Raw genomic sequence first — 25728 nt, forward strand, 5'->3', positions numbered from 1 at the left:
TGTTTTGCGGGGGCGTCACTTCTCAAGTGGCGCCCCCGCCGTCCGATCTGACTGATCGTGACGACGCCTGACTCCCCACCGCCCCGGTTCCGGGGCCGCCGGCGTCGTCCCGTCTCCCGCCTGCCGCTCATCGCGGTCATCGCCGTGCTCGTTCTCGGCCTCGGCGTCTCCGTCTTCCTCCTCGGCCGCGGGAACGCCACGTCGCCCTCCGCCGCGCCCCCGGCCACCCCGTCCGTGGCCCCGCCCGCCGCCGGCGACAACGTGATCAACGCCGACGGCCGAGTGACCAAGGACTCGCCCGTCAAGGCCGGCACCACGAGCAAGGGCGCCGCCACCAAGACAGGCACCACAGTCGCCCTCCCCGCCAAGCTCGGCGACCGCCCCCTGCTCACCGACCCCGACTACGTCGGCCTCGGCGCCGGCCTCGACATCAAACTCGACGGCGTCCCCGCAGGCGCGGCCACCGTCGGCGGCGTCTACGGCGAACCCACCGCCGGCGACGTCGTCCTCGTCGCCGCGGCCGCCACCGACCTGGCCACCCCGGCCGCCACCCTGAACACCGCCTTCATCAACGCCGCGGTGGGCGGCCTCCCCCTCACCGGCGTGGCCGACGTGGCCCCGGGCACCCTGGGCGGCTCCGCCAAGTGCGGCAAGGCCGAAGCCGGCGGCGCCAACCTGGTCATGTGCGGCTGGGCCGACGCGAGCAGCACGGGCCGCATCATCTGGTACTTCACGTCGCTCAAGACCGCGCAGGCCGAGTTCCCCAAGCTCCGCGCCCAGATCGAGAAGCAGTCAAACTGACACGCCGTATCGCGTGATCACGTCTGTGTTCCGAGTAAGGCACGAACCCGTCGCGGTTCTCCCGGGGGCACGCTCGTCGATGCCGTACCGCAACATCCGGCAGCCAGGATGATCGGCCGAGTCATTTCCGGTCTGCCGAAGGAGCGTACGGTGATCCTCCCGCGTCTACGCCGCGTCCGCTGGGCCGTGCGCGCCACGCTCGTCCTGGGAGTCGCGGCGTCCGTGATGGCCAACATCCTGCACGCCCTGGACAACCCGATCAGTCAGGCCATCGCCGCCTGGCCGCCGCTCGCGCTGCTGCTCACGGTCGAGCTGATCTCCCGCGTGCCGGTGCACCGCCGCTCGCTGGCGGTCGCGCGCTTCGCCGCCACGGCCACCATCGCGGGCATCGCCGCGTGGGTGTCTTACTGGCACATGGTCGGCGTGGCCGCCCGCTACGGCGAGACGGGAGCGTCGCCCTACCTGCTGCCGCTGTCGGTCGACGGCCTGATCGTGGTGGCCAGCATCTGCCTGGTCGAGCTGGGCGGCCGCATCGCCACCCTCGAACGCGCCGACGTCACCCCCGCGCCCGTCACCGAGGCGCCGGCGGACAAGCCGGCCAAGGCGCCGAGCGAGGCGCCGATCGCGCTCACCGCGGTGCACAGTGTCGTCCGCCCCGCGCCGCGGACCAAGCAACGCCCGGCGGCGGCGAAGACGCAGCGCACACCCGCCGAGACGGTAGCCGCGGCGAAGAAGATCCGGGCCGCGCGGCCGAAGATGACCGAGGCGCAACTCGCGAAGGAACTCGGCATCAGCGCCACCCGCTGGCGCCAGATCCGCCGCGACGCCCAGGCCGCCGCCGACCTGACCCTGGCTGCCTAAGCGGCCGCGTTCTTGACGCGCGGAACGGTGGCCGACCCCGCCGCGACCGGCGTGGTGTCGGCGCCCGGCAGACTCACGGTCACTTCCAGCCCGCCGCCCTGCTGCGCCACGGCCGACACCGTTCCGCCGTGCGCGTCGCACACCGCCCGGACGATCGACAGCCCCAGCCCCGACCCCCGGGACCCGGTCCGCTCCCACCCGCCCCGGCGGAACGGCTCGAACAGCCCCGGCACGTCCTTCGGCTCGACCTCGTAACCGGTGTTCCCGACCACGAGCCGCGCCTGGCCGTCGACGGTCGACGTGCGGAGCCAGAGCTTGCCCATCAGGTGGTTGTAGCGGATGGCGTTCTCGATGAGGTTGCCCGCGAGCCGGTCGAGCAGGCTGGGGTCCCCGACGACATGGGCGGGCTGCAGGTCCGTGGTCACGTCCAGTTTCAGCCGCTCGGCCTCCAGTTTGACCGCCGACAACGCGTTGTAGACGCTGGTGGACAGGTCGGCGGGCACCTTGCGGACCAGCCGGCGCCCCGACTGGGCCTCGCTGCGGGCCAGCACGAGCAGCGCGTCCACCAGGCCGTTGGCCCGCTCGGAGGCATTGCGGACGACCTTGGCCATGCGGCGATACTCGGCGACGTCGGCCTCGTCGTCGCTCAGGGTGACGTCGATCTCGGTGCGCATGACGGCCAGTGGGGTGCGCAGCTCGTGGGAGGCGTTGGCGACGAAGCGCTTCTGCGACTCGAAGGCGCCCGCCAGCCGGTCGAGCATGGCGTCGAAGGTGCGGGCCAGCTCGGCCACCTCGTCGTCGGCGCCGGCATAGCGGATGCGCTCGTCGAGGGTCTCCTCGCCGAGGCGGCGGGCGGTGGCGGTGACGTGGTGCAGCGGGCGCAGGGCGCGGCCGGCCACGGCGTAGGCGCCCGCGATGCCGATGATGCCGATCGCGACCAGGGCGATCAGGCCCTTGATGAGCAGCTCCTGGGAGGCGCTCTCGACCAGCTGGGTCTGCCACACCCGGGCGTCGAGCTGGGTGCCGTCGGCCAGCAGCACCTGGGAGCCGGCGCGGAGCTCGTCGGTCGGGCTGAGCGCGTCGCCGACCAGGAGCCAGGCCAGCAGCACCAGGATGGCCCCGGCCCCGATGAGCAGGATGCCGTTGAGCAGGGTCAGGCGCAGCCGCAGAGTGGGCCGCAGCCGGAGCCGCTCGCGCTTGGAGGCGTAGACAGTCATGCGCCCGGCGTCTCTACGACGGGTTCGGGCACGCGGTATCCGGCACCCACCACGGTCTCGATGAGCGGCGGGTCGCCGACCTTCTTGCGCAGCGTCATCATCGTCACCCGGACGGTCGTCGTGAACGGGTCGGTGTTGGCGTCCCAGACCTTCTCCAGCAGCTCCTCGCTGGAGACCACCCCGCCCCGGGCCGCGAGCAGCTCACGCAGGACGCCGAACTCCTTGTTCGTCAGGTCGACGGTGGCGCCGGCCCGGGTCACCACCCGGCGGGTCGGGTCGAGCGTGAGGTTGCCCACCGTCAGCACCGGCGGCACCTTGCGGGGCGAGCGCCGGCCCAGCGCCTGCACCCGGGCCACCAGCTCCTCGAAGGCGAAGGGCTTGGGCAGGTAGTCGTCCGCCCCGAGCTCGAGCCCCTCGACCCGGTCGGCGACGGCGGCGCTGGCCGTGAGCATCAGCACCCGGGCCAGGTTGTCCTCCGAGGCGGCCAGCGCGGCGCAGATCTCGTCGCCGTGCATGCCCGGCAGGTCCCGGTCGAGCACGACGACGTCGTAGTCGGTGACATAGGCCATCTCGTGGCCGCTCAGGCCGTCGTACGCCGTGTCGACCGCGAATCCCTTGCGGCGCAACCCCCGCGCGATCGCATCGCACATGTTGCGCTCGTCTTCCACCACCAGCACGCGCACCCGCGGGTCCCTCCGAAGCTTCCTGGCCCGCGCCCAGCTTTCCCGCCGGCGCGTGAAGAGGCCGTGAGTGCAGGCTACCGCCAGGTCACAATTCAGCCCCGGTAGCGATAGACCATCAGCCTGTCCTCGTCGCGGCACACCGCGAAGCCGGCGTCCACCCGGCAGCTGGTCACGAACTCGGGCCGCGACCCGAGCAGCTGCGGCGCGCGCCCGGGCCGCAGGAGCGCGAACTCCATGCCCTGACTCGGCGACTTGCGGGTCAGCAGGTACGCCTCCCCGCCCGGCGTGGCGGCCGACGCCGGCCAGCTGCGCGTGTCCGCCAGCGGCTTCCCCGTCCGGCGGTCGACCACCGACCGGATCGCGCCCGTCTGCGACCACAGCACACTGCTCCGGCCGAAGGCGACGAGGTCGACCGCCTCGGTGGACGGCAGCGTCCAGAGGCGGGCGCCCGTGGCGGGGTCCAGCACCGCCACGTCGTCCCGGCCCTTGGCGCACACCAGGCCGGCGCAGCTGACGGACGAGCCCTCGAAGTCGGGCAGGTCGCTCGTCCAGCGCTCGTCGAGGGTCCCGGCGGCGACGGCCACGACCCGGCCCCCGGTCCCGTACGCGCCGTAGTGCAGCAGCACGCTGTCCGCCACCGTCTCCACCCACGTGGGCCCGGCGACGGCCCGCTCCCGGACGACCCGGCCGGTCCGCGCGTCGAGCAGGCGCAGCGACGTGGCGGTGACCACGACGACCGACTGCCCGGACACGGTGGCGTAGACGGACCCCGGCAGCACGGTCGACCACAGCTGCTTGCCGGTGGCCTGCTCGACGCCTCGCAGCTCGGTCCGCTGGGCGGGCTCGGTGTGCAGGGTCCCGGTGCCGTAGAGCGCGCCCGGGTCGCCGGAGTCGACGTCGTACTCGGTGCCGGGCCGGAAGTGCTCCACCCGGACCAGCGCGGTCCCGGCCCCCACCGCGGTCACCGGCGCGTCGGCGTGCCACTGCTCTTTCCCCGTACGCGGATCGAGCACCGTGGTCTTCCCCGCCACGTCGACCAGCAACGAGCCGCCGGGCACAGCGGTCATCGCATAGCGCACCGCCGCGGCGTCGCCCGGCGGCCCGGTCACCCGCCACAGCTCCTCGACCGGGCCGGTCGACCAGGCGGTGATCACGGGCGGCGTCCGGTCGAAGTCGAGCACGTAGAACCGGCCGTCGCCCGACGTGACGACGTCGTTGTTCTGCCCGGTCGTGAGCACGCCGGTCCGCTCCCAGAGCACGGGCGTGCCCGGCGCGGCGCCGCCGAGGGCGAGCACGAGCACGGCGGCCAGCAACAGGCCGAGGCGGCGGTAGACCCAGGCGGGCGGGGGTCCCCCGGGATCGAGGTGAGCGGGCGTCTCCGGGCTCAGCTCGATCACTGCCACGCCTACTCCTTCCGCTGGTACGCCCAGAGCGTCAGCCGGCCCGACACCTCCCGGCACGCCAGCCGGCCGGGCACGGACCGGCAGTCGGCGGCGCCCGGGGGCAGGTCGGCGAAGATCCGCGGGTGCGGGTCGTCCGGCGTCGCGACGGCGACCATCGTACGGCCGGCCGCGCCCTCGGTGCGCGTCACCAGCAGGTGGTCCCCGCCGTCGCCGGTCACCGGCCGCCAGCCGTGCAGATCGGTGACGAGGGCGCCGGTCGCGGGGTTGACCAGTCCGACCAGGTCGTTCTCGCCGCCCTCCTCGGTGCCGAACGCCGCCAGCAGGTCCCCGCGCTGCTCGACGCGGCGCCAGCCGGGCTGGAACCAGCGCACACCCCCGTCCGACACGTTCACCGCGCGGACGCCGTCGGGGCCGGTCAGGCACGCGTACGGGCCGCAGACCGAGATCCCGAACGCGAAGCCGGACGGACGCGACCAGCGCGGCTCGAGCGTCCGGGCGTCGAAGGCCGACACCATCCGGCCCTCCGGGGTCGGGTGCCGCAGCAGCACCAGCCCGCCCGTGACGACCGGGTTGTCGGGCCCGTAGTCGGCGGCCGGCAGCGCGCCGGTGGCGAGCCGGGCGCCGGTGCCCATGTCATGCACGGCGGCGGTGCGGTCGTCGTGCACGAGCAGCATCCGCCCGGGCTCGTCGTTGAAGCCGGGGATGCCGAGCAGCACCGCCGTGTGCGGCACCGGGACCTCCCAGCTGACCTCGCCCGTGGCCGAGCTGAGCGCCGCGATCGAGCCCTCCACCCGGCGGCCCTCGCCGGCGAAGCTGCGGACCCCGGAGACGGCGAGCAGCGTGGTCGAGCCGGCGATGGTGACGACCGTGCCGGCCCGCCGCCACCGGACGTCGCCGGTGTTGAGGGCCAGCGCCCGGGTGCTCACGGCGACGGGGCTGCGCCCGCTGACCGACGCCGAGCGCAGCAGCAGCAATCCGCTGCCGGTGTTGAGCCGGTACGACGGCATCTCGACCCCGGTCCGCCAGTGCACCCCGCCGTCGGTCAGCGCGTAGGACGCCAGCGTGCCCTGGCTCTGCACGAGCAGGTCGCCGGTGCTGGTCAGCGTGTACGGGTCCGCCGCGCTGACCGGCACCGACAGCATCGTGGCCAGCGCGGGCGGCGGCGGACCGGCGGAGCCGCTGAGGCCGAGCACGAGCAGCGCGACGACGACCGGGGCGAGCCAGTCGGGCATTGTCGAGCGGTTCGGTCTTGCGTAGTCGTCCGGCTCCCCGCGCGACAGCCCCAAATCAATGACCCCACCCGACCACCCCGCCACCACCCCTGACCGGACTGAAGGCTCTCCATCTCCCGCCATAACTCCAAAGGTAACGGCGGGATAACGAAACTGCCCGTCGATCAGGGGGCCGGCTGCGGCTCCGCGTCAGTTTCGAGCCGGGAGACGGTCTCGGTGACCTCGCGGGCGATGTCCTGGGCGGTCAGCCCGAGCGCGGACAGGATCTCCGCGCGCGACCCGTGCGCGTGGAAGCCCACCGGCACCCCGAAGTCGCGCAGCGGCACCTCGACGCCGTTGTCGCGCAGCATGGCCGCCACGGCCTCGCCCACGCCGCCGGCGCGCACGCCGTCCTCCAGCGTGACGACGAGCCGGTGCTGCCCGGCCAGCGCGGCCAGCTCGATCGGCACCGGGCGCACCCAGCGCGGGTCGGCGACCGTCACGCCGTAGCCCTGCCCGGCCAGCCGTTCGGCGACCTCCATGCCCAGCTTGCCGAAGGCGCCGACGGCGACCAGCAGCACGTCCTTGCGCTCGTCCTCGCGCAGCACGTCGACCGGGCCGACCCGGCGCAGCGCCGGCAGGTCCGCGGCCACCGCACCGGTCGGGAAGCGCACGATCGTCGGGCCGTTCTCCACGGCGACCGCCTCGCGCAGCTCCTCGCGCAGGGTGGCGGAGTCGCGCGGCGCGGCGATCCGCAGGCCCGGGACCACGCCGAAGACGCTCATGTCCCAGATGCCGTAGTGGCTCGGGCCGTCCGGGCCGGTGATGCCCGCCCGGTCCAGCACGAAGGTGACCGGCAGCTCGTGCATCGCGACGTCGAGCAGCACCTGGTCGAAGGCGCGGTTGAGGAACGTCGCGTAGACGGCGACGACCGGGTGCAGCCCGCCCATCGCCAGGCCCGCCGCCGAGGTGGCCGCGTGCTGCTCGGCGATGCCGACGTCGTAGGCCCGCTTCGGGTACTTCCGGGCCAGCGCGGCGATGCCGGTCGGCTCGGCCATGGCGGCCGTGATGCCCACGATGTCGGGGCGCTCGTCCGCGATCGCGACCAGCTCCTCGGCGAACACCGCGGTCCACTTCACCGAGGGCTTGGCCGTCAGCACGCCCGTCTCCGGGTCGAAGGCGCCGGGGCCGTGGAAGTTGTCGGCCTCGTCGTCCTCGGCCGGGCGGTAGCCGAAGCCCTTGCGGGTCACCGCGTGCACGATGACCGGCGCGTTGAAGCCCTTGGCCCGGCGCAGCGCCGACTCCATCGCCTCGGTGTCGTGCCCGTCGATCGGCCCGATGTACTTGATGCCGAGGTCCTCGAACATCGGCTGCGGGCTGACCGCGTCCTTGATGCCCTTCTTGACCGCGTGCAGCACCTCGAAGGCCGGCTTGCCCACCACCGGGGTCGAGCCCAGCGCGTTCTTGACCAGGTCGAGCACCCGCTCGTAGCCCGGGTTGAGCCGCAGGGTCGACAGGTGGTCCGCGAGCCCGCCGATGGTCGGCGCGTAGGAGCGGCCGTTGTCGTTGACGACGATGACCAGCTTGTTCTTCGCGGCGGCGATGTTGTTGAGCGCCTCCCAGCACATGCCGCCGGTGAGGGCGCCGTCGCCGACGACGGCCACCACGTGCCGGTCCTCGCCGCGCAGCGCGAACGCCTTGGACAGCCCGTCCGCATAGGACAGGGCGGTCGAGGCGTGCGAGTTCTCGATGAGGTCGTGCTCGCTCTCGGCCCGGCTCGGGTAGCCGGAGAGGCCCCCGCGCTGCCGGAGCAGGTCGAAGCCGTCCTGCCGGCCGGTCACGATCTTGTGCACGTACGCCTGGTGGCCGGTGTCGAAGAGGATCCGGTCGCGCGGCGAGTCGAAGACCCGGTGCAGCGCCAGGGTGGTCTCGACCACGCCCAGGTTGGGCCCGAGGTGCCCGCCGGTGCGCGACACCTTGGCCACCAGGAAGTCGCGGATCTCCGCGGCCAGCAGGGTGAGCTGCTCAGCGCTCAAACGCTTGAGGTCGCCGGGGGACGTGATGCCGCCGAGGATGCCGGTCGTCGTCTGATCACTGCGCTCGCTCATGAGGCGTCAGTCTATCGGCGCCTTGCGACTTCGCACGATTCGCGGACCGGCCTTCACAGAACTCGCACAAGCTCACCGGGTGAGCAACGCCACGCACTCCACGTGCTGGGTCATGGGAAAACAGTCGTAAGCCCGCAACTGCCCCACCTGCCACCCCAGGCCCGCGAAAGTCTTGAGGTCCCGGGCCAGCGCCGCCGGGTCGCATGCGACATAGGCCACGGCCCGGGGGCCCGCGGCCGCGATCTCCCGGACGACTTTGGCCCCGGCGCCGGTCCGCGGCGGGTCCAGCACGACCAGATCCACCGGCCCGGTGACCCGCCGCCGGCTCAGCGCCGCCTCGACCTTCGCGGCCACCACCTGTACGCCGGTCAGGTCCGCGAGGTTCCGCCGGGCCGCCGCCACGCCGAGCGGCGCCGACTCGACGACCGTGACCGGCGCCTTGGTCCGTTCCGCTATTGCCGCCGCGAAGAGCCCCGCGCCCCCGTAGAGGTCCCAGGCCGTCTCCCCCGGCTGCGGGTCGAGCAGCTCCAGCACCGCCCCGATCAGCGTGTCCGCCGCGGCCGGATGGATCTGCCAGAAGCCCTCGGCCGGGACGTGCCACTCCCGCCTGCCGGCCAGCTCCCGGACGTCCTCGCCGCCCGAGCTGTCGTGCACCTCGTCGAGCAGGTCGCCCACCGTCACGTTCCGGGCGGCGACCGTCACGTCTCCGCCGGTCGACGCCACGGCCTCCACCGACAGCGCGTCCGGCCAGGTCCGCGAGGTCACGTCGAGCTCCTGGATCGCCGGATGCGCGATGCGGCACCGGTCGACGGGCACCACCTCGTGCGACCGGTGCTTGAGGAGACCCGGACGGTCCAGAGCGTCCACGGCGTAGCGGACGCGGGAGCGCCAGCCGAGCGGGCCCCCGGGCAGCGGCTGGACGCGTACCCCCAGGTCATTGATCGTGTCCTGGTCGAAGCCGCCGATCCGGGCGAGCAGATCGCGCACCACGTCCGTCTTCCACCGCAGCTGCGCGGCGGGCTCGACGTGCTGCAGGTCGCACCCGCCGCACAGCCCCGGCCGGGCCCACGGGCAGGGCGGCTCGACCCGGTCGGCGGACGCCTCGTGCACCTCGACCGCGTCGCCGCGCAGATAGCCCTTGTGCAGCTCGGTCAGCTCGACCGTGACCCGCTCCCCCGGCAACGCGTGCCGGACGAAGACGACCCGCCCGTGCTCGTCGCCGATCCGGGCGACGCAGTGCCCGCCGTGCGCCGGCGCCCCCACCGTCACGTCGACGCGGTCGCCTTCAACGAAGTCAGTCACTGAGTCTTCTCTTCTTGGGGGGCCGGGGCGGGCGCGGGCGGCGCCGGGCGGGTGCGCGGACCGCGGGCCGGGGCGTGCACGAGCCCCCGGTCGAAACGGTCGAGATCCCGGTCCTGGCTCGACCGCAGCTGCCAAGGCACGCTGGTCACCATCACGCCGGGCTCGAAGAGCAGCCGCCCCTTGATCCGCAGGGCGCTCTGGTTGTGCAGGATGTTCTCCCACCAGCGGCCGACGACGTACTCGGGGACGAAGACCGTGACCACGTCCCGGGGCGAGTCGCGCCGGGTGCCCTTGACGAAGTCGATGATCGGCTTGGTGATCTCCCGGTAGGGCGAGTCGACGACGGTCAGCGGCACCGGGATCTGCCGCCGCTCCCACTCCGCCTGGATCTTGCGGGTGTCCTTGTCGTCGACGTTGACCGTGACCGCGGTGAGCGTGTCCGGCCGGGTCGCCTGCGCATAGGCGAGCGCCCGCAGGGTCGGCATGTGCACCTTGCTGACCAGCACGATCGCGTGATTGCGGGACGGCAGCACCGGGCGCTCCTCGGTGGGCTGCAGCTCCTCGGCGACCCGGACGTAGTGCTTGCGGATGCCCAGCATGAGCACGTAGATGCCGATCATGGCGGCGATCGCGATCCACGCGCCGAGCAGGAACTTGGTGATGAGCACGACGATCAGCACCGCGCCGGTCAGCGCCATGCCGAAGGTGTTGATCGCCCGCGACCGGATCATCTGCCGGCGCCGGGCGGGATCGCGCTGGGTGCGCAGCAGCCTGTTCCAGTGCCGGATCATGCCGGCCTGCGAGAGCGTGAAGGAGACGAAGACGCCGACGATGTAGAGCTGGATCAGCCGGGTCACCTCGGCGTCGAACGCGACGATGAGCACCATCGCGGCGACGGCCAGGAAGAGGATGCCGTTGCTGAAGGCCAGCCGGTCGCCGCGGGTGTGCAGCTGGCGGGGCAGATAGCGGTCCTGGGCCAGGATCGAGCCGAGCACCGGGAAGCCGTTGAAGGCGGTGTTCGCGGCCAGGAAGAGGATCAGCGCGGTCACGGCGCCGACCAGCACGAGCAGGATGCCGTTGCCGAAGACCGCCTCGCCGAGCTGGGCCACGACCGTCTTCTGCACGTAGTCCGGCGGGCCGCTGATGATCTGCGAGGTGTCCTCGACGAACTGCAGGCCGGTCGCCCGGGCCAGCAGCACGATCCCGACCAGCATCGTGATCGCCAGCCCGCCGAGCAGCATCAGCGTGGTGGCCGCATTTTTGCTCTTCGGCGCCTTGAACGCGGGCACGCCGTTGGAGATCGCCTCGACCCCGGTCAGCGCCGCGCAGCCCGACGAGAAGGTGCGCAGCAGCAGGAAGACGAAGGCGAAGCTGCTGAGGTGCTCCTCCTCGGCGTGGATCTGCAGCCCGGCGCTGGGTGCCTGAATGTCCTGCCCGAGCACGAACACGCGGATCAGGCCGGTCGCGATCATGGCCAGGATGACCAGGATGAACGCGTACGTGGGGATGGCGAACGCGGTGCCGGACTCGCGCAGCCCCCGCAGGTTGAGCGCGGTCAGCAACGAGACGGCGGCCAGCGCGATCAGCAGCTTGTGCTCGGCGACGAACGGGATGACCGAGCCGAGGTTGGTGACGCCGGAGCTGACCGACACCGCCACGGTCAGGATGTAGTCGACGAGCAGCGCGCTGGCCACGGCGACGCCGAACTTGGGGCCCAGGTTGACCGTCGCGACCTCGTAGTCACCGCCACCCGACGGGTAGGCGTGCACGTTCTGCCGGTAGCTGGCGACCACGGTGACCATGACGACGGCCACCGCGAGCGTGATCCACGGGGAGAAGAGGTAGGCCGACGCCCCGGCGATGGACAGCGTCAGGAGGATCTCGTCGGGCGCGTAGGCGACGCTGGACAGGGCGTCCGACGCGAACACCGGCAGCGCGATCCGCTTGGGCAGCAACGTGTGCTGCAGCTTGTCGGAGCGGAACGGCCTGCCCAGCAGGAGCCGCTTCGCCAGAGACGTCGAACTCGACACAAGGTCCAAGCGTACGGTCGTGGTTGTCACGCCGCCGACCGCCCCGCTCGGCGTCGTTCGCCGCGACGTGGCACCCTCATGCTGAATACGCGCCCTGAGCGGGAAGGCACATACCTTGCACGTCGTGATCATGGGCTGCGGGCGGCTCGGCTCGACGCTCGCCCACAAGCTCGACGCCGTCGGCCACTCGGTCGCGGTCGTCGACCAGAACGCCGACGCGTTCCGCCGCCTGGGCGCGGAGTTCGGCGGCACCACGGTCACCGGCATCGGCTTCGACCGCGACGTGCTCCGCGAGGCCGGCATCGAGCGCGCCGACGCCTTCGCCGCGGTCTCCAGCGGCGACAACTCCAACATCATCTCGGCCCGGCTGGCCCGCGAGAACTACGGCGTCGCCCGGGTGGTCGCCCGCATCTACGACGCCAAGCGGGCCCAGGTCTACGAGCGGCTGGGCATCCCGACGGTCGCCACGATCCGCTGGGCCGCCGACCGCATGGTGCGCCACCTCGTCCCCGAGGGGACCGTCGAGGTCTTCCGCGACCCGACCAGCGCCGTCTCCATCGTCGAGGCGCCGTTCAGCCCCGACTGGGTGGGCCGGACGGTGAAGGCGTTCGAGGATGCCACGGGGGCCCGGGTGGCGTACCTCATGCGTTTCGGGATCGGCTCGCTCACGACGGCCTCGACCGTCCTGCAGGACGGCGACCAGGTGTTCGTCCTGGTCACCGACGACATCGTCGACCAGGTCCTCGCGGCCGCCGCGGGCACCCAGCCGGGAGGACGCTGACATGCGCATCGCCATCGCGGGCGCCGGCAACGTCGGCCGCTCCATCGCGAGCGAGCTCATCGGCAACGGCCACCAGGTCATGCTGATCGAGCGTCAGCCCCGCCAGCTGCGCCCCGAGCGCGTCCCCGAGGCCGACTGGGTGCTCGCCGACGCCTGCGAGGTCAGCAGCCTGGAGGAGGCCGACCTGGCCGGCTGCGACGTGGTCATCGCCGCCACCGGCGACGACAAGGTCAACCTGGTCTGCAGCCTCCTGGCCAAGACCGAGTTCGCCGTCAACCGCGTCGTCGCCCGGGTCAACCGCGCCGAGAACGAGTGGCTCTTCACCGAGCAGTGGGGCGTCGACGTCGCCGTCAGCAAGCCGCGCCTGATGGCCGCCCTGGTCGAGGAGGCGGTCACGGTCGGCGACCTGGTCCGCATCATGACCTTCCGCCAGGGCGAGGCCAACCTGGTCGAGATCACCCTCCCGGCGACCGCGCCCTACGTCGGCGAGCCGGTCCGCGACGTGCCCATGCCGCGCGACAGCGCCCTGGTGGCGATCCTGCGCGGCAAGCGCGTCGTGGTGCCGACCCCGGACGACCCGCTCGAGGCCGGCGACGAGCTGATCTTCATCTGCACGGCCGAGGTCGAGGACGAGGTCCGCGCCGTCGTCCTGGGCAAGGCCACCGACCTCGGCTGATCAACCTCCGGCCCGCCGGACGGCCGGGGCCGTCCGGCGGCTGCGCTCTTCACGCGGCGTCGCGGCCCCGGCGGCCCGGCTCAGGCGCGCTCGGCGGCCGGCGTCTCGGCGTGGGCGGCCTGGTCGGCGGTGACGCGGTGGACGGCCCAGGCGGTGAAGGCGAAGGTCGCGGCGTAGATGGGCCAGCTGATCAGGATGCGGACGATGCCGATCGCGTTGGCCTCGTCGGCGAGGTAGAGCCAGAACTGCACGCCCGCGCGGACGAAGAGCGAGGCCGCCCAGACCAGGGTGAGCCACTGGAACGTCCGGAAGAGGCGCTGGTTGGCGAACCAGTCGTGCTTGCCCCGGTTGGCCAGGACGCCCCAGACGTAGCCGATGATCGGCCGCCGGACCAGGACCGAGATGATCAGGGCGACCACCTGGGCAAAGGTGAGCAGGATGCCCGGCAGGTAGAAGTTCTTGGCGTCGCCGGTGCGCCAGGCCAGCCAGGCGCCGACCGCGATGCCGAAGATGCCGTTGACCGCGTGCCGCACCGGCTGCTTGCGGGCCAGCCGGTAGGCGCCGATCAGCAGGGCCGAGCCGACGCTGCCGCCGATCGCCCAGGAGAGGGCGGTCTTCTTCTCCAGGCCCAGGACGGTGTTGCCGAGCAGGACGTTGAGCAGCACGAAGGCGAGCACCGGGATGCTCGACTCGATGAGGCCGCGGACGCCGCCGAGCTGATCCGAGATCTGCTCGCTGAGCGAGGGGATCTCCTCCTCGTCGTCCCGCGGCTTCTTGTGCAGGTCGAGCTCCTCGACGACCTCCTCGGCCACTTCGTCGACGACGCGCCGCGCCGGTTCCGTCTCGTGGGCGGCATGACGGGGCTCGCTGCCGGCTGTCACCGGGGCGCCTCCAGCTCGTAGTACGGGTTGTAAATGACCTTGCGATCGTCCCGGATGGCCATTCTGCCGCGCGCGGTCAGCTGGCGGCCGGGCTCGATGCCGGCGATCGAGCGCCGGCCCAGGAAGACGAGGGTGACGACGTCGCTGCCGTCATAGAGATCGGCCTCGAGCGTCGGCAGGTTCGTGCGCGGCGTGTACGCCACCGTGCGCAGCCGCCCCGAGACGGAGACGACCTGCCCCCGGCGGCACTGCCCGGCGAGCTGAGCGCCGCACTTGGCGCTGTCGCGCTGGAGCTCCTCGGCATCCAGCTCCTCCTCGGTGGCCGTCAGCCGGGCGAGGAACCGGCGCAGGCCGGTGGTGTGCTCATCGGTCTTCATGACCCCGTGCCACCTCGTTGATCGCGACATGCGGATGTGTCTGCCGGCGGACGGCACCCGCCCCTTGGGGGTGCCGTCCACTCACGGTACGCCGCACACGCCCGCGTGATCCACATCACGTGAATGCGAAAATGCTGAAAGAATCAGCCGCGCCGGGACACGTCCGGCGGCGTGGGGTCGTCGTGCACGTGCTCGTGCGGGTGGTCGTGCGCGTGCTGCTGCGCGGCGTCCGACATCTCCCGCGGCAGCCGCAGCGGCAGCTCCTCGAGCACCGGCCGGGGCTCGTTGTCCCGCACCACGACGACGCCACGCAGGCAGTCCCACAGCAGCGCGTCGTTGTCGGGGCTCAGCGCGGCCGGGCCCTGGAACTGCGCCCGCAGCATCCACCGCGGCCCGTCCACGCCGACGAAGCGCAGGTCGACCGGGCCTTCCGGGGTCTGCAGGCGGACCAGCAGCTCCCCGCCCCACGGGCCCTCGATCTCCTGCGGGTCGGCGCCCTGGGACTTGAGCGCCGCGGCCAGCTCGCCCCGGGGCTCGTCCCAGATGCCCTCGGTGCGCGGCGCCGCGAAGGCGTCGAGCTTGAGGGCACTCTCGCCGTTGACCAGCACCACCTGCTGGACGTTGCCTTCCGGGCCGGCCTGCACGCGCACCTCGACGCCCTCGACCGCCGGGATCAGCATGCTGCCCAGGTCGAGCCGCTGGACGCCCTCCGGCGCGTGGGCGGCGTCCCACGGGCCGAAGTCACGCTCGGGGAGGGCGCCCATGCTCCGGGCGAGCGCTGCCGGCTGCGGGGCGTCGTCCGGGCGTACGTGCCGCGGGCCTCCGCGCTTGCGGGAGAACATCTGCTTGTCACCTTCTCCGAAGTAAGAGCTACAGGGCGGCGTGGCCGCCGGTGGAACCGTGCCCGCCCGCGCCCCGCGAGGTCTCGGGCAGCTCGTCGACGACGTGGAACACCGCCCGCTCGACCCGCTGGACGACCAGCTGGGCGATCCGGTCGCCGCGCGAGATCTTGACCGTGTTCGCCCGATCGTGATTGATCAGCATGACCAGGATCTCGCCCCGGTAACCGGCGTCGACCGTACCGGGCGCGTTGAGCACCGTCACACCCAGACGGGCGGCGAGGCCCGAACGGGGGTGGACAAGTCCTACGTACCCCTCGGGGATCGCCACCGCCAGGCCGGTGCGGACCGGCCGGCGCTCGCCCGGCGCGAGCTCGACGCCCTCGGCCGCGTGCAGGTCGGCCCCGGCGTCACCGGGATGGGCGTACGCCGGAACGGGCAGATCGGGGTCGAGCAGACGGACCTGGATGTCCAAGGCGGAAGTCCTCACGTCGGGCAGGCGGGGAGGGGGTCCACCCTGCCATCCTGCCGTGGCCGGAGCGGGCGGCGCGCCGTACGCTCACCAGCGTGACACCCGAGCCGACGACGCGCACCACGGCCCCCGCCGCCTATGCCGAACGGCTGCGTGCCCCCTGGTGGATGTGGCCGGTGGCGCTGCTCACGGCGGCCCTGCTCGCGGCCGAGGTCTGGATGGGCTATGCCGGCCTGCGCGCCTGGGTCCCCTTCGCGGTCCTCCTGCCGGTGTCGCTGATCGCGCCGTGGTGGCTCGGCCGCATCCGCGTCGCCGTCACCCCGGACGAGTTCCACGCCGACGACGCCCGCCTGCCCCTCGACGTCATCTCCGAGGTCGTCGCCCTCGACGCCGACGGCAAGCGCGAGGTCCTGGGCGTCGGCGCCCATCCCCTGGCCTTCGTCATCCAGCGCCCCTGGATCAAGGGCGCCGTCCAGATCGTCCTCGGCGACCCGGCCGACCCGACCCCCTTCTGGGTCGTCAGCACCCGCCGGCCGGTCGACCTCGCCACCGCGATCCTCACCGCGAAGCGCGGCCGTTCCTAGCGGCCGATCGACTTGCGGCGCTTCTTGAGGTCCTTGACGACCGCCTCGCCCAGCCCACGGCTCGCGCGGCGGTTGAGGTAGCCCGCCACGGCCGCGCCCGTCAGCATCGGTCCCAGGCTGGTCAGATGGCGCCCGAAACGGCGCAGCAGCGTGTTCTGCAGCTCCTTGCGGGCGGCCGTGCCGAGCACCGCGGCCAGGCCGACGCCGGGCACCAGCGGGTTGACGCCACGCTGGCCCGACCACGCCTGGATGAGGGCGATCGCCTTCTGGCCCGGTGCGCCCTGGACCGGCTGCCCGTAGACCTCGTGGAGCTCGCCGATGAGCTTGAGCTCGACGGCGACCACGGCGACGGTCTCGGCGGCCAGCAGCACCGGCGCGCTGAGCAGGGTCGGGGTGGCCACCCATTCGACGGAGGCCACGCCGCCACCCGCGGCGCCGACCCCGGCCGTGGCGCGGGCGGCGTTGCGGATCAGGCGCTCGGCGAGGTCGTCGTCATCCAGCCCCGGGAAGTGGGCGCGCAACGTGTCGATGTCGCGCACCGGGACGTGCGGGGCGACGTCGGCGACGACGTCGGCCATCCAGCGCATCGCGGCGCGCGGGCGGAAAAGCTGGCCCAGGCCCCGCCGGCGGACGTCGCCGACCAGCCGGGTGAGCAGGTGACGCCGCTTGTCGGGCGCCAGATCGTCGGCGGTCAGCGCGGCGACGGTGGCCCCGATCTCGGCGTCCTCACGGATCTCCTCGGCCGAGCGCGAACCGCTGACCTCCAGCTCCGAGGTACGCGACGCCGCCGGTGAAGCCGTCCGTGGGCCGCCGGCCCCGTTCGGGACCGCGTCCTGGAGGCCCGGCTCCGGCGCCAGGCCCTTCCCCGTGTCTCCCGGTGGTGTCACCGGGTCGTGCCCTGCCTGGTCGACCTCGATGAGCTCGGGCCCCTGTGCTGCGGCCGGTGCCGAGTTCTCGTCTGGGCGGCTCATGTGGTCGACCTCCCCCTTCGTCTGCCGATCGACGACCCCTGTACCCAGTGAAGCAAGCGGGCACACGGATCAACCGGCGCACGCGACCCGGAGAAAACCCGGATTCGCGTGGGTGGTTCCTTGCGCTGTCACGAGCGCGCCGGTCAGGCGCACTCGCGGCAGATCAGTTCCCCGTTGCGTTCCGTCGCCAGCTGGCTGCGGTGGTGCACCAGGAAACAGCGGGAGCAGCGGAACTCGTCGGTCTGCATCGGCAGAACCTTGACGGTCAGCTCCTCGTCGGCCAGGTCGGCGCCGGGGAGCTCGAAGCTCTCCGCCACCTCGACCTCGTCGACGTCCACTGCGCCCGACTGCGAGTCGGCGCGGCGGGCCTTGAGTTCCTCAAGGCTGTCCTCGCCGAGGTCGACCTCATCGCGACGCGGAGCGTCGTAGTCGGTGGCCATCGGTCTTCACTCTCCTGTATCGATGAGTCACTTGGCGTAAGTAACGCCCGCGACGACGTTTGGGTTCCCGGTCCGGCGGACTTTTCTCCCAGCCCCTGCGAACAGGGATCGCCGCCCGCCGAGGCGCCCCCACCCCCTCGTGGAACTGCCCCGGCAGACGCGGCACGTTACCGTCATCGCGGGACGGTTGTACGCCCGCGGGCAGCCAATTGTTCCCGATGTGACTGAGGCGACATCAAAGTAGGGGTAGGAGCCCGTGGATCATCGTCGCCGCGCCGGAGCGATTCCCGGTTTCCGTGCGGGATGCACCCAGACGCTAACCTCACCCCTGAACAGCGTCCGCCTCCTGCGGACAGCGCCCTGACCTGTGAACCCGGGAGTACCTGCCCCATGAGTTTCGCGCGCGTCCGAGCCCTCGTGGTGGTCGGCGTCCTGGCCGTCGCGGCCGTGGTCTTCGTCGTGGTCGCGCTGGTGCGCGACACCCAGGGCGATGCCGTCGCCCAGGGCGGCTGCCCCGACGGATCGGTCATGGCGAACGTGACCCTGCCGGAGAGCCCGCAGGAGGTCACGATCAAGGTCTACAACGGCACCGGCCAGCCCGGTCTCGCCGAGAACGTGTCCAACGAGTTCAAGAACCGGCAGTTCAAGACCCAGAAGCCGGGCGAGAACAAGAAGAAGGTCGACGACGTCGCGATCATGCGGTACGGGCCGGACGCGGTCGGGTCGGCGTGGCTGCTCCGGGCGTACTTCCTCAATCAGGCCGACGCCCAGTACGACGCCAAGCGCAAGGGCGCGGTCGTCGACATCGTGATCGGCGCCGGCTTCCAGCAGCTGGCGACGACGACCGAGGTCAATCAGTCGCTCGTGGAGCTGGGCGAGCCGCAGCTGCCGCCGGGCGCGTGCGCCGCTCCGGCCAAGAAGGACGACGACAAGTCCTGAGCCCGGACCCCCGGAAGCCCCGTCTGCGACCAGGCGGGGCTTCCGCTTTATCCGGCAAGACCGTTTTGCTCCGAGGGCGAGTGATCACGACTGCGTGACAATGTGATCACGGCCCGGAAACATGGCCTCGGCGGGTCACGCGCCGCCGGCGGCGTCCAGCCGGACGAGCAGATCGTGCAGCGCCCCGAAGATGGCCGGCGGCGCCGCGACCAACATGTCCGGGCCCGCCGGCGCACCGTCGAGTCCGGACACCCGCAGACCCGCTTCCGCCGCCACGAGACCGCCGGCCGCGTGGTCCCAGGGGTTCAGACCCTTTTCGAAGTACGCGTCCACGGCGCCCTCGGCGGCGAGACAGAGATCGATCGCGGCCGCTCCGAACCGCCGGATGTCCCGCACCTCGGCGATCAATCCGGCGAGTACGGCGCCCTGGTGCCTCCGCCGCGCCGCGTCGTAACCGAAGCCCGTGGCGATCAGCGACTGGTCGAGCGTCGTCCGCGCCGAGCCCCCGAGCCGTCGCCCGTCGCGCCAGGCGCCGCCGCCCAGCGTGGCCGTCCACTCGTCGCCGGTCGCGGCGTTGCGGACCACGCCGGCCACCACGGTGCCGTCGACCTCGGCGGCCAGCGAGACGGCGTACTGCGGGAGCCCGTACAGATAGTTGACCGTGCCGTCGATCGGGTCGAGGATCCAGCGCACCCGGCCCGTGCCGCCCGCGCTGTCGCCGTACTCCTCGCCGAGGACGCTCTCCCCCGGGCGCTCGCGGCCGAGGGCATCGACCACCTGCCGCTCGACGGCCTTGTCGGCGGCCGTGACGACATCGGTGTCGGTGCTCTTCGTCTCCACGTCGGTGATCGCCTCGGCGCGCATGCGCCGGGCCGTCTCCGCCGCTTCCCGCGCGATCCGCACGGCCACCCCGAGCAGCTCAGCAGGCGTTGTCCCGCCCTGTTCTCCAGCCACTTCACACCCCCCTTTCAGCGATCACCATTCTTTCGCGCCGGGCCGGAAGCGAGGTCGGCAGCCCCCCGCGGCGTGCTGCGGCAGGAGGATCTCGTCGAACGGCGCTACAATTCACCCCTGCCCACGCTTCACGGACAACCGCCCGCAAGCCCGTCCGCGTCCCGGGGGCCCCCACACCACACCGGCCAGCCTCGTTCCGTCGCGTGCTGCGCTGGGCCCTTGGCCGTGTTCCATCGCCCTCCGGAAGGTCATCCGTGACAGAAGCCCACCAGACCGGTGCCGACGTTCGTTCTCTCGCCGAGGCCCTGATCGCCCACGCGCAGGGCGCGGGCGGGCAGATCACATCGGCTCAGGTCGTGCAGACAGTCGAGTCCGCTGAGGTGACGCCGGCCCAGGCCAAGAAGATCCTCCGGGCGCTCGTCGAGGCGGGCGTCACGGTGGTCGTGGACGGCTCGGCGGGCACCACCAACCGCCGCAAGGTGGCCGCCGCGCGCGCCGCCACCCCGGCCTCCAAGGCCACCACCGCCAAGGCCACCCGGGCCCCGGCGGCCAAGAAGGCCGCCCCGGCCGCCCCCAAGCAGGCCGGCGAGGGCGACGCCGCCGCCCCGGCCAAGAAGGCCCCGGCCAAGAAGGCCGGCCCCGTCGCGAAGAAGGCCGCCGGCCCCGCCAAGGCCGCCAAGCCGGGCGAGGAGCCGGTCGAGGGCGAGGAGATCGACCCCGCCGAGCTCGCCGCCGACATCGAGGACGTGGTGGTCGAGGAGCCGGCCGCGATGGTGCAGGCCGCCGCGACCGACGCCGCCGCCTCGGCCACCGACGGCGACTTCGAGTGGGACGACGAGGAGTCCGAGGCGCTCAAGCAGGCGCGCCGCGACGCCGAGCTGACCGCCTCCGCCGACTCGGTCCGCGCCTACCTCAAGCAGATCGGCAAGGTCCCCCTGCTCAACGCGGAGCAGGAGGTCGAGCTGGCCAAGCGCATCGAGGCCGGGCTCTACGCCGCCGAGCGCCTCCGGGCCTACGAGGAGGGCGAGGAGAAGCTCGACCGCACCTTCGAGCGCGACCTGCGCTGGATCGGCCGCGACGGCGAGCGCGCCAAGAACCACCTGCTCGAGGCCAACCTCCGCCTCGTCGTCTCGCTCGCCAAGCGCTACACCGGCCGCGGCATGGCGTTCCTGGACCTCATCCAGGAGGGCAACCTCGGCCTGATCCGCGCGGTCGAGAAGTTCGACTACACCAAGGGCTACAAGTTCTCGACGTACGCGACGTGGTGGATCCGCCAGGCCATCACCCGCGCCATGGCCGACCAGGCCCGCACCATCCGCATCCCGGTGCACATGGTCGAGGTCATCAACAAGCTCGGCCGCATCCAGCGCGAGCTGCTCCAGGACCTGGGCCGCGAGCCCACCCCGGAGGAGCTGGCCAAGGAGATGGACATCACCCCGGAGAAGGTGCTGGAGATCCAGCAGTACGCCCGGGAGCCCATCTCGCTCGACCAGACCATCGGCGACGAGGGCGACAGCCAGCTCGGCGACTTCATCGAGGACTCCGAGGCGGTCGTGGCCGTCGACGCGGTCTCGTTCTCGCTGCTGCAGGACCAGCTCCAGCAGGTCCTCCAGACGCTGTCCGAGCGCGAGGCGGGCGTGGTCCGGCTGCGCTTCGGCCTCACCGACGGCCAGCCGCGCACGCTCGACGAGATCGGCCAGGTCTACGGGGTGACCCGCGAGCGCATCCGCCAGATCGAGAGCAAGACGATGTCGAAGCTGCGCCACCCGTCGCGCTCGCAGGTGCTGCGCGACTACCTGGACTGAGCCGTCGTCGTTCTGCGTCGCCCGAGGGGCCGCGCCGGGAGCATCCGCCCCGGTTGCGGCCCTTCGGCCGTTTCGGGGGAGCCGGCCGCCCGGGAGCGGGTCGCCCTCGGCCGCGCCGGAGCGGGCCGCCTCTCCCGCCGGCTCGGAGCGAGTCGCCCTCGGTCGCGTCCGAGCGGGCCGCCTTTTCCACCGGCTCGGAGCGGGTCGACTCTCGGCCGTTTCCGGGGGCCTGGGACGTCGCGAGGGGCGACGGGACGGTGACGCCGTGGGAGCTTGCGCGCCGGGGGCGTCCGGCGGCTCAGGGGCCCGCTCAGCGGCTTCCTGGCGATTCCGAGGCGGGCCCGGTTGCCCGCGGACTTGGACTTTCGAAAATCGGGGCTGCGGCCGTCACTCTGCGGGCAGGCGCATCGTTACGTGGCGGAGCGGGCGGGCCTCCGACGCGGGCGGGACGGTTCAAGATCGCTTTTCCGGGCCTGGGCACGGACATCCTGATCAATACCGGAGAACCGGGGCCACGGTCAACCGACCGTGCCCTTTTGGTCACCAACCGTACATCCGTAGGTGGTGATCAGACCGTTGTGCAGAAATGATCGTTGACGTGGCACCCTTGGGGCACGGCACACTAGCCGGACCACGTGTGACTTGGATCCCCCCGGGGCACAGTGGGAAGGCGGCAACGGCCGAGGGTGTTGCACGATGGGTGAGCAGTAGCCGAGGAACATGTTCATCGGTGACGACCAGAGGAGGAAGGCGATGACCCCGACTCTCACGCCGCCGGCGGGAAGCGTGGCCGGACCAGCAGCCGATGAACGGTGCGACCGCTGCAATGCAGCCGGGAAGCTCCGTTTGACCCTGGCTGGTGGCGGCGAGCTGGTGTTCTGCGGACACCACGCCAACAGGTACGCCGAGGACCTGGTGAAGATCGCGGTGCAGTACGCGGCCGACCCCGAGTTCACGTGGCGCGGCGCGGACATGATGTCTAACTCCAACTAGATCCCCCAGACAGGCAACAAAAGGGCGTCCCGGTGTGGGGGCGCCCTTTTCCTGTCCCGGGGACAGCCCGAGCGCGTGCGCCCCGTCGAACCCGACGGCCCGGGCAATTCGCTCCGCCGACGCGCGAATCACCGGCGCCGCCACGACTCCGAGCGCCGGGCCGCGCGAGCCGGCCCGGCGCCAGCCCGGCGCCCGATCAGCTGGTCCCGGCGGCAGCCCGGCGCCCGGCCCGCTGCTCCCGGCGGCAACCCGGCGCCCGATCAACTGGCCGGCGGCAGCCCGGCGCCCGGCCCGCTGGTTCCGGCGGCAGCCCAGCGCTCGGCCCGCTGCTCTCGGCGCCCCGGTCCGCTGCTCTCGGCGCCCGAGTCCGCTGTTCTCGGCGCCCGGCCCGCTGCTCTCGGCGGCGTCACGGCGAAGACCCCCGCGCGCGAGCCGGCCCGGCGCCTGGTCTGCCGGTCGCGGCTCCGGCGACATGGGGGCTGGTGACCGTCTGTTTCGGGGATCGTCCGGCCCCGGACGGGGTGAGCGCGAGGCGGGCAGCTGCGCCCGGCGGTCGCGGCACAGGCGTGCGGACAACGGCAGGTCGCGGTGTAGCCACGGGACTTGTCGGTGCCCGTACTCATAAAAAGAGCGAGAGTCTCCCTCTCAGCCGGACCATCCGCATCAAAGCGTCTGGATCGTCGCGATGCGCTCTTCGAGTTGTTCGATCGTGGCCTGCGCCGACGGCGGACCGCCGCACAGCCGCCGCAGCTCCGCGTGGATCTTGCCGTGGGGCAGGTTGGTGCGATGGTGGTGCGCCGCCACCAGGGTGTTGAGCTGACGGCGGAGCGAGACCCGCCGCTCGGCCGCGCTCATCGGCGCCTCCCGCGGCGCCGGCACAGCCTCCTTGGGCTCGGCGGTGGCCACGGTGCGCTTCTGGGCCGCGATCTGGTCGGCCTGGCGCTTGTTGAGCAGCACGGCCACCTGGTCCGGGGAGAGCAGCCCGGGCAGCCCGAGGTATTCCTCCTCCTCGGCGGTGCCGGTGCGGGCGCCCGTGCCGAACGACGCGCCGTCATAGATGACCTGGTCGAGCTCGGCCGTCGCGGAGAGCGCCTCGAAGTGCTTCTCCAGCTCGCCCTCGGCCTTCTCCTCGCGCTGGGCGCGCTCGAGCAGGTCGTCGTCGAGGCCGTCCTTGTCCTTGGGGGCGCCGAGGACGTGGTCGCGCTGAGCCTCCATCTCGCTGGCCAGGCCGAGCAGGTGCGGCACGCTGGGCACGAACACGGTGGCGGTCTCGCCGGGGCGCCGCGATCGCACGAAGCGGCCGATGGCCTGGGCGAAGTAGAGCGGCGTGGAGGCGCTCGTCGCATAGACGCCGACGGCGAGGCGCGGGATGTCGACGCCCTCGGACACCATTCGGACGGCGACCAGCCAGCGCTGCTCGGAGGTCGCGAACTCGGCGATGCGCTTCGAGGCGCCGTCGTCGTCGGAGAGGACCACGACGGCCTTCTCGCCGGTGATCTCCTCCAGCAGCTTCGCATAGGCCCGGGCGGTCTGCTGCTCGCTCGCGATGACCAGGCCACCCGCGTCGGTCATCCCGTGCGCGCGGAGCTTGGAGAGGCGATTGTTGGCGGCCCGCATGACCTGGGGCATCCAGTCGCCGCGGTGGTCGAGGGCCGTGCGCCACGCCTGGGCGATGAGGTCCTTGGTCATCGGCTCGCCCAGCCGCGCCGCGAGCTCGTCGCCGGCGTTGGTGCGCCAGCGGGTCTCCCCCGAGTACGCGAGGAAGATGACCGGCCGGACCACGCCGTCGCGCAGCGCGTCGCTGTAGCCGTAGACCGAGTCGGAGCGGGAGCGCTGCAATCCGTCGTCGCCGCGCTCGTAGTCGACGAACGGGATCGGGTTGTCGTCGGAGCGGAACGGCGTCCCGGTCAGCATCAGCCGCCGCTCGGCCTCCTCGAAGGCCTGCTTGACGCCGTCGCCCCAGGTGCGCGAGTCGCCGGCGTGGTGCACCTCGTCGAGGATGATCAGCGAGCGGCGGGTCATCGTGCGGCGGCGGTGGACCATCGGCGCCATGCCGACCTGGGCGTAGGTGAGGACGGCCCCGTGGAAGTCGCGCGAGCTGTGCACGTCGGAGTTGCGGAAGGCCGAGTCGAGCTGGATGCCGACCCGCGCGGCCGCCTGGGCCCACTGGGTCTTGAGGTGCTCGGTGGGGCAGACCACGGTGACGGCCTCGACGGTGCCGTCGTTGAGCAGCTCCGCGGCGATCCGCAGGGCGAACGTGGTCTTGCCGGCGCCGGGCGTCGCCACGGCCATGAAGTCGGGCGAGCGCTTGCGCAGATATTTCACCAGGGCTTTGCGCTGCCAGTCGCGCAGCGAAGGAAAAGTGTCCAGGTTCGGCAACGTCGGACTCAAGCTGCGACGACCCCTTCTCCATGAAAACAACCCCCGCGGATTGCCGCGGAGGCGGACCCCAGCATAAACCGGGAAGCCGGTCACCCGGGGTCTACGGCACCGCCACAGGAGCGGACCACCGCCGGCGCAGGGCGATGAGGCGCACCCCCGTCATGGCCGCCGCCGCCGCGCCCAGAGTGATCACGTCGGCGACGTTTGCCCAGTTCAGCACGGTAACCGCGACCGCGCCGCCGAGGGCCACGATGGCGTAGATGTCCCGCTGGAGGACGACCGGGATCTCGCCGGTGAGCAGGTCGCGGGCGAGTCCGCCGCCGATCGCAGTGAGCATTCCCACCAAGCAGGCGCCGACCGGTGGGACGCCGGCGTGCAGGGCCTTGAGCGTGCCGGTGACCGTGAAGAGGCCCAGCCCGGCCGCGTCGAGCAGGAGCACGGTCCGACGCAGCCGGTTGAGCTGCGGATGCAGCCAGAAGGTGGCGACCGCCGCCAGCACGGCCCCGATCGCGTAACGCCAGTCGGCGAAGGCGAGCGGCGGCACCGCGCCGATCACGAGATCGCGCAGGATGCCGCCGCCCAGGGCCGCCACGAAGCCGACGAAGGCCACGCCGAACAGATCGAGACGCTTCGCGATCGCGGCACTGGCGCCGGAGGCCGCGAAGACCGCCACACCGATCAGGTCCGCGACGAGCAGAGAGTAACTTCCCGTCACGGGAGGAGCTCCAGGATCAGAACTAGTGCTGCATCGACTCGTAGATCTCCTTGCACTGCGGGCACACCGGCGACCCCGGCTTCGGCGACTTGGTCACCGGGAAGGTCTCCCCGCACAGCGCGACCACGAAGGTGCCCATGACGGCACTCTCGGCGATCTTCTCCTTGCGCACGTAGTGGAACATGTCGGGCGCATCGTCGGTGTCCTGGTCCTGGGTTTCCGGGCGCTCGAGGATGTCCGTGCTCACGGCGTCTGCCTCTCGTCAAGATGATGCGGCACGAGGCCGCGGTGAAAGTCGGTTTG

The 25728-nt window shown here is 72.3% G+C and carries 25 protein-coding genes; 8 read left to right on the top strand and 17 right to left on the bottom strand.

What is annotated here, in order from left to right:
- The first annotated feature begins 57 nt into the window (after window positions 1–57).
- On the top strand, window positions 58–801 hold the full coding sequence (locus RAN62_RS02065; RefSeq protein WP_305782690.1) for a hypothetical protein: 744 nt from the start codon (window positions 58–60) through the stop codon (window positions 799–801).
- Between the two features lie 150 nt (window positions 802–951).
- Entirely contained in the window at window positions 952–1662 is a 711-nt protein-coding gene (locus tag RAN62_RS02070) for a DUF2637 domain-containing protein (protein ID WP_305782691.1), read from the top strand.
- On the opposite strand, the gene RAN62_RS02075 is transcribed toward RAN62_RS02070, so the two are convergent.
- From RAN62_RS02075 to RAN62_RS02105, 7 genes are all read right to left on the bottom strand, one after another.
- A complete protein-coding gene (locus RAN62_RS02075; RefSeq protein ID WP_305782692.1) occupies window positions 1659–2879 on the bottom strand; it encodes a sensor histidine kinase in 1221 nt (406 codons plus the stop codon). The genes RAN62_RS02070 and RAN62_RS02075 overlap by 4 nt on opposite strands.
- Window positions 2876–3562, bottom strand: coding sequence for a response regulator transcription factor (locus tag RAN62_RS02080; RefSeq protein ID WP_305782693.1), 687 nt, complete (start codon window positions 3560–3562; stop codon window positions 2876–2878). The genes RAN62_RS02075 and RAN62_RS02080 overlap by 4 nt, the downstream gene beginning before the upstream one ends.
- A gap of 92 nt (window positions 3563–3654) precedes the next feature.
- Window positions 3655–4965: an outer membrane protein assembly factor BamB family protein gene (locus tag RAN62_RS02085; RefSeq protein ID WP_305782694.1), complete on the bottom strand. Its 1311-nt coding sequence runs from the start codon at window positions 4963–4965 to the stop codon at window positions 3655–3657.
- Window positions 4966–4967: 2 nt separating this feature from the next.
- Complete coding sequence (locus RAN62_RS02090) at window positions 4968–6197, bottom strand: outer membrane protein assembly factor BamB family protein (RefSeq protein WP_305782695.1); 1230 nt, start codon at window positions 6195–6197, stop codon at window positions 4968–4970.
- 164 nt (window positions 6198–6361) lie between these two features.
- Window positions 6362–8284 carry a 1-deoxy-D-xylulose-5-phosphate synthase gene (gene dxs / locus RAN62_RS02095; RefSeq protein ID WP_305782696.1) on the bottom strand — a complete coding sequence of 641 codons (1923 nt, stop codon included), beginning with the start codon at window positions 8282–8284 and terminating at the stop codon, window positions 6362–6364.
- A gap of 72 nt (window positions 8285–8356) precedes the next feature.
- Entirely contained in the window at window positions 8357–9586 is a 1230-nt protein-coding gene (locus RAN62_RS02100; RefSeq protein ID WP_305782697.1) for a class I SAM-dependent RNA methyltransferase, read from the bottom strand.
- Window positions 9583–11616, bottom strand: coding sequence for an APC family permease (locus RAN62_RS02105; RefSeq protein WP_305782698.1), 2034 nt, complete (start codon window positions 11614–11616; stop codon window positions 9583–9585). Before RAN62_RS02105 ends, RAN62_RS02100 begins: the two co-directional genes overlap by 4 nt.
- Before the next feature lie 115 nt (window positions 11617–11731).
- On the opposite strand from RAN62_RS02105, the gene RAN62_RS02110 reads away from it, so the two are divergent.
- Together RAN62_RS02110 and RAN62_RS02115 are read left to right on the top strand one after the other, a co-directional pair.
- Entirely contained in the window at window positions 11732–12397 is a 666-nt protein-coding gene (locus RAN62_RS02110) for a potassium channel family protein (protein WP_305782699.1), read from the top strand.
- 1 nt (window position 12398) lies between these two features.
- Window positions 12399–13073, top strand: coding sequence for a potassium channel family protein (locus tag RAN62_RS02115; protein WP_305782700.1), 675 nt, complete (start codon window positions 12399–12401; stop codon window positions 13071–13073).
- 80 nt (window positions 13074–13153) lie between these two features.
- Here the strand turns inward: RAN62_RS02115 and RAN62_RS02120 are convergent, their stop codons facing one another.
- The 4 genes from RAN62_RS02120 to dut form a co-directional block, all read right to left on the bottom strand.
- Window positions 13154–13954, bottom strand: a complete 801-nt coding sequence (locus RAN62_RS02120; RefSeq protein ID WP_305782701.1) for a DUF3159 domain-containing protein — start codon at window positions 13952–13954, stop codon at window positions 13154–13156.
- Window positions 13951–14331: an OB-fold nucleic acid binding domain-containing protein gene (locus RAN62_RS02125; RefSeq protein ID WP_305782702.1), complete on the bottom strand. Its 381-nt coding sequence runs from the start codon at window positions 14329–14331 to the stop codon at window positions 13951–13953. The genes RAN62_RS02120 and RAN62_RS02125 overlap by 4 nt, the downstream gene beginning before the upstream one ends.
- Window positions 14332–14474: 143 nt before the next feature.
- The gene (locus tag RAN62_RS02130) at window positions 14475–15173 is read right to left on the bottom strand and encodes a DUF3710 domain-containing protein (protein WP_305782703.1); all 699 of its coding nucleotides are present in this window, start codon (window positions 15171–15173) and stop codon (window positions 14475–14477) included.
- 28 nt (window positions 15174–15201) lie between these two features.
- Window positions 15202–15645: a dUTP diphosphatase gene (gene dut, locus RAN62_RS02135; RefSeq protein WP_305782704.1), complete on the bottom strand. Its 444-nt coding sequence runs from the start codon at window positions 15643–15645 to the stop codon at window positions 15202–15204.
- Window positions 15646–15737: 92 nt separating this feature from the next.
- Between dut and RAN62_RS02140 the strand changes: the two genes are divergently transcribed.
- Complete coding sequence (locus RAN62_RS02140; protein ID WP_305782705.1) at window positions 15738–16226, top strand: DUF3093 domain-containing protein; 489 nt, start codon at window positions 15738–15740, stop codon at window positions 16224–16226.
- Here RAN62_RS02140 and RAN62_RS02145 read toward each other — a convergent pair.
- Entirely contained in the window at window positions 16223–17197 is a 975-nt protein-coding gene (locus RAN62_RS02145) for a hypothetical protein (protein ID WP_438874450.1), read from the bottom strand. The genes RAN62_RS02140 and RAN62_RS02145 overlap by 4 nt on opposite strands.
- 143 nt (window positions 17198–17340) lie before the next feature.
- A complete protein-coding gene (locus RAN62_RS02150; RefSeq protein WP_014446959.1) occupies window positions 17341–17637 on the bottom strand; it encodes a DUF4193 domain-containing protein in 297 nt (98 codons plus the stop codon).
- 390 nt (window positions 17638–18027) lie between these two features.
- Here RAN62_RS02150 and RAN62_RS02155 point away from each other — a divergent pair, with 390 nt between their 5' ends.
- Window positions 18028–18576 (top strand): LytR C-terminal domain-containing protein, encoded by a 549-nt coding sequence (locus tag RAN62_RS02155; RefSeq protein WP_305782706.1) that lies wholly within the window; start codon window positions 18028–18030, stop codon window positions 18574–18576.
- Window positions 18577–18711: 135 nt separating this feature from the next.
- Here the strand turns inward: RAN62_RS02155 and RAN62_RS02160 are convergent, their stop codons facing one another.
- Window positions 18712–19530 carry an inositol monophosphatase family protein gene (locus tag RAN62_RS02160; protein WP_305782707.1) on the bottom strand — a complete coding sequence of 273 codons (819 nt, stop codon included), beginning with the start codon at window positions 19528–19530 and terminating at the stop codon, window positions 18712–18714.
- 254 nt (window positions 19531–19784) lie between these two features.
- Here RAN62_RS02160 and RAN62_RS02165 point away from each other — a divergent pair, with 254 nt between their 5' ends.
- Both RAN62_RS02165 and RAN62_RS02170 read left to right on the top strand, forming a co-directional pair.
- Window positions 19785–21335: an RNA polymerase sigma factor gene (locus RAN62_RS02165; protein ID WP_305782708.1), complete on the top strand. Its 1551-nt coding sequence runs from the start codon at window positions 19785–19787 to the stop codon at window positions 21333–21335.
- 753 nt (window positions 21336–22088) lie between these two features.
- The gene (locus RAN62_RS02170) at window positions 22089–22328 is read left to right on the top strand and encodes a DUF7455 domain-containing protein (RefSeq protein ID WP_263024831.1); all 240 of its coding nucleotides are present in this window, start codon (window positions 22089–22091) and stop codon (window positions 22326–22328) included.
- Between the two features lie 663 nt (window positions 22329–22991).
- Here RAN62_RS02170 and RAN62_RS02175 read toward each other — a convergent pair.
- From RAN62_RS02175 to RAN62_RS02185, 3 genes are all read right to left on the bottom strand, one after another.
- Complete coding sequence (locus RAN62_RS02175; protein ID WP_305782709.1) at window positions 22992–24719, bottom strand: DEAD/DEAH box helicase; 1728 nt, start codon at window positions 24717–24719, stop codon at window positions 22992–22994.
- Window positions 24720–24810: 91 nt separating this feature from the next.
- Entirely contained in the window at window positions 24811–25425 is a 615-nt protein-coding gene (locus tag RAN62_RS02180) for a trimeric intracellular cation channel family protein (RefSeq protein ID WP_305782710.1), read from the bottom strand.
- A 22-nt stretch (window positions 25426–25447) separates the two neighbouring features.
- Complete coding sequence (locus RAN62_RS02185) at window positions 25448–25672, bottom strand: DUF3039 domain-containing protein (protein ID WP_305782711.1); 225 nt, start codon at window positions 25670–25672, stop codon at window positions 25448–25450.
- Window positions 25673–25728 lie beyond the last annotated feature (56 nt).

The organism is Symbioplanes lichenis, from assembly GCF_030709675.1.
GTDB lineage: Bacteria > Actinomycetota > Actinomycetes > Mycobacteriales > Micromonosporaceae > Actinoplanes > Actinoplanes lichenis.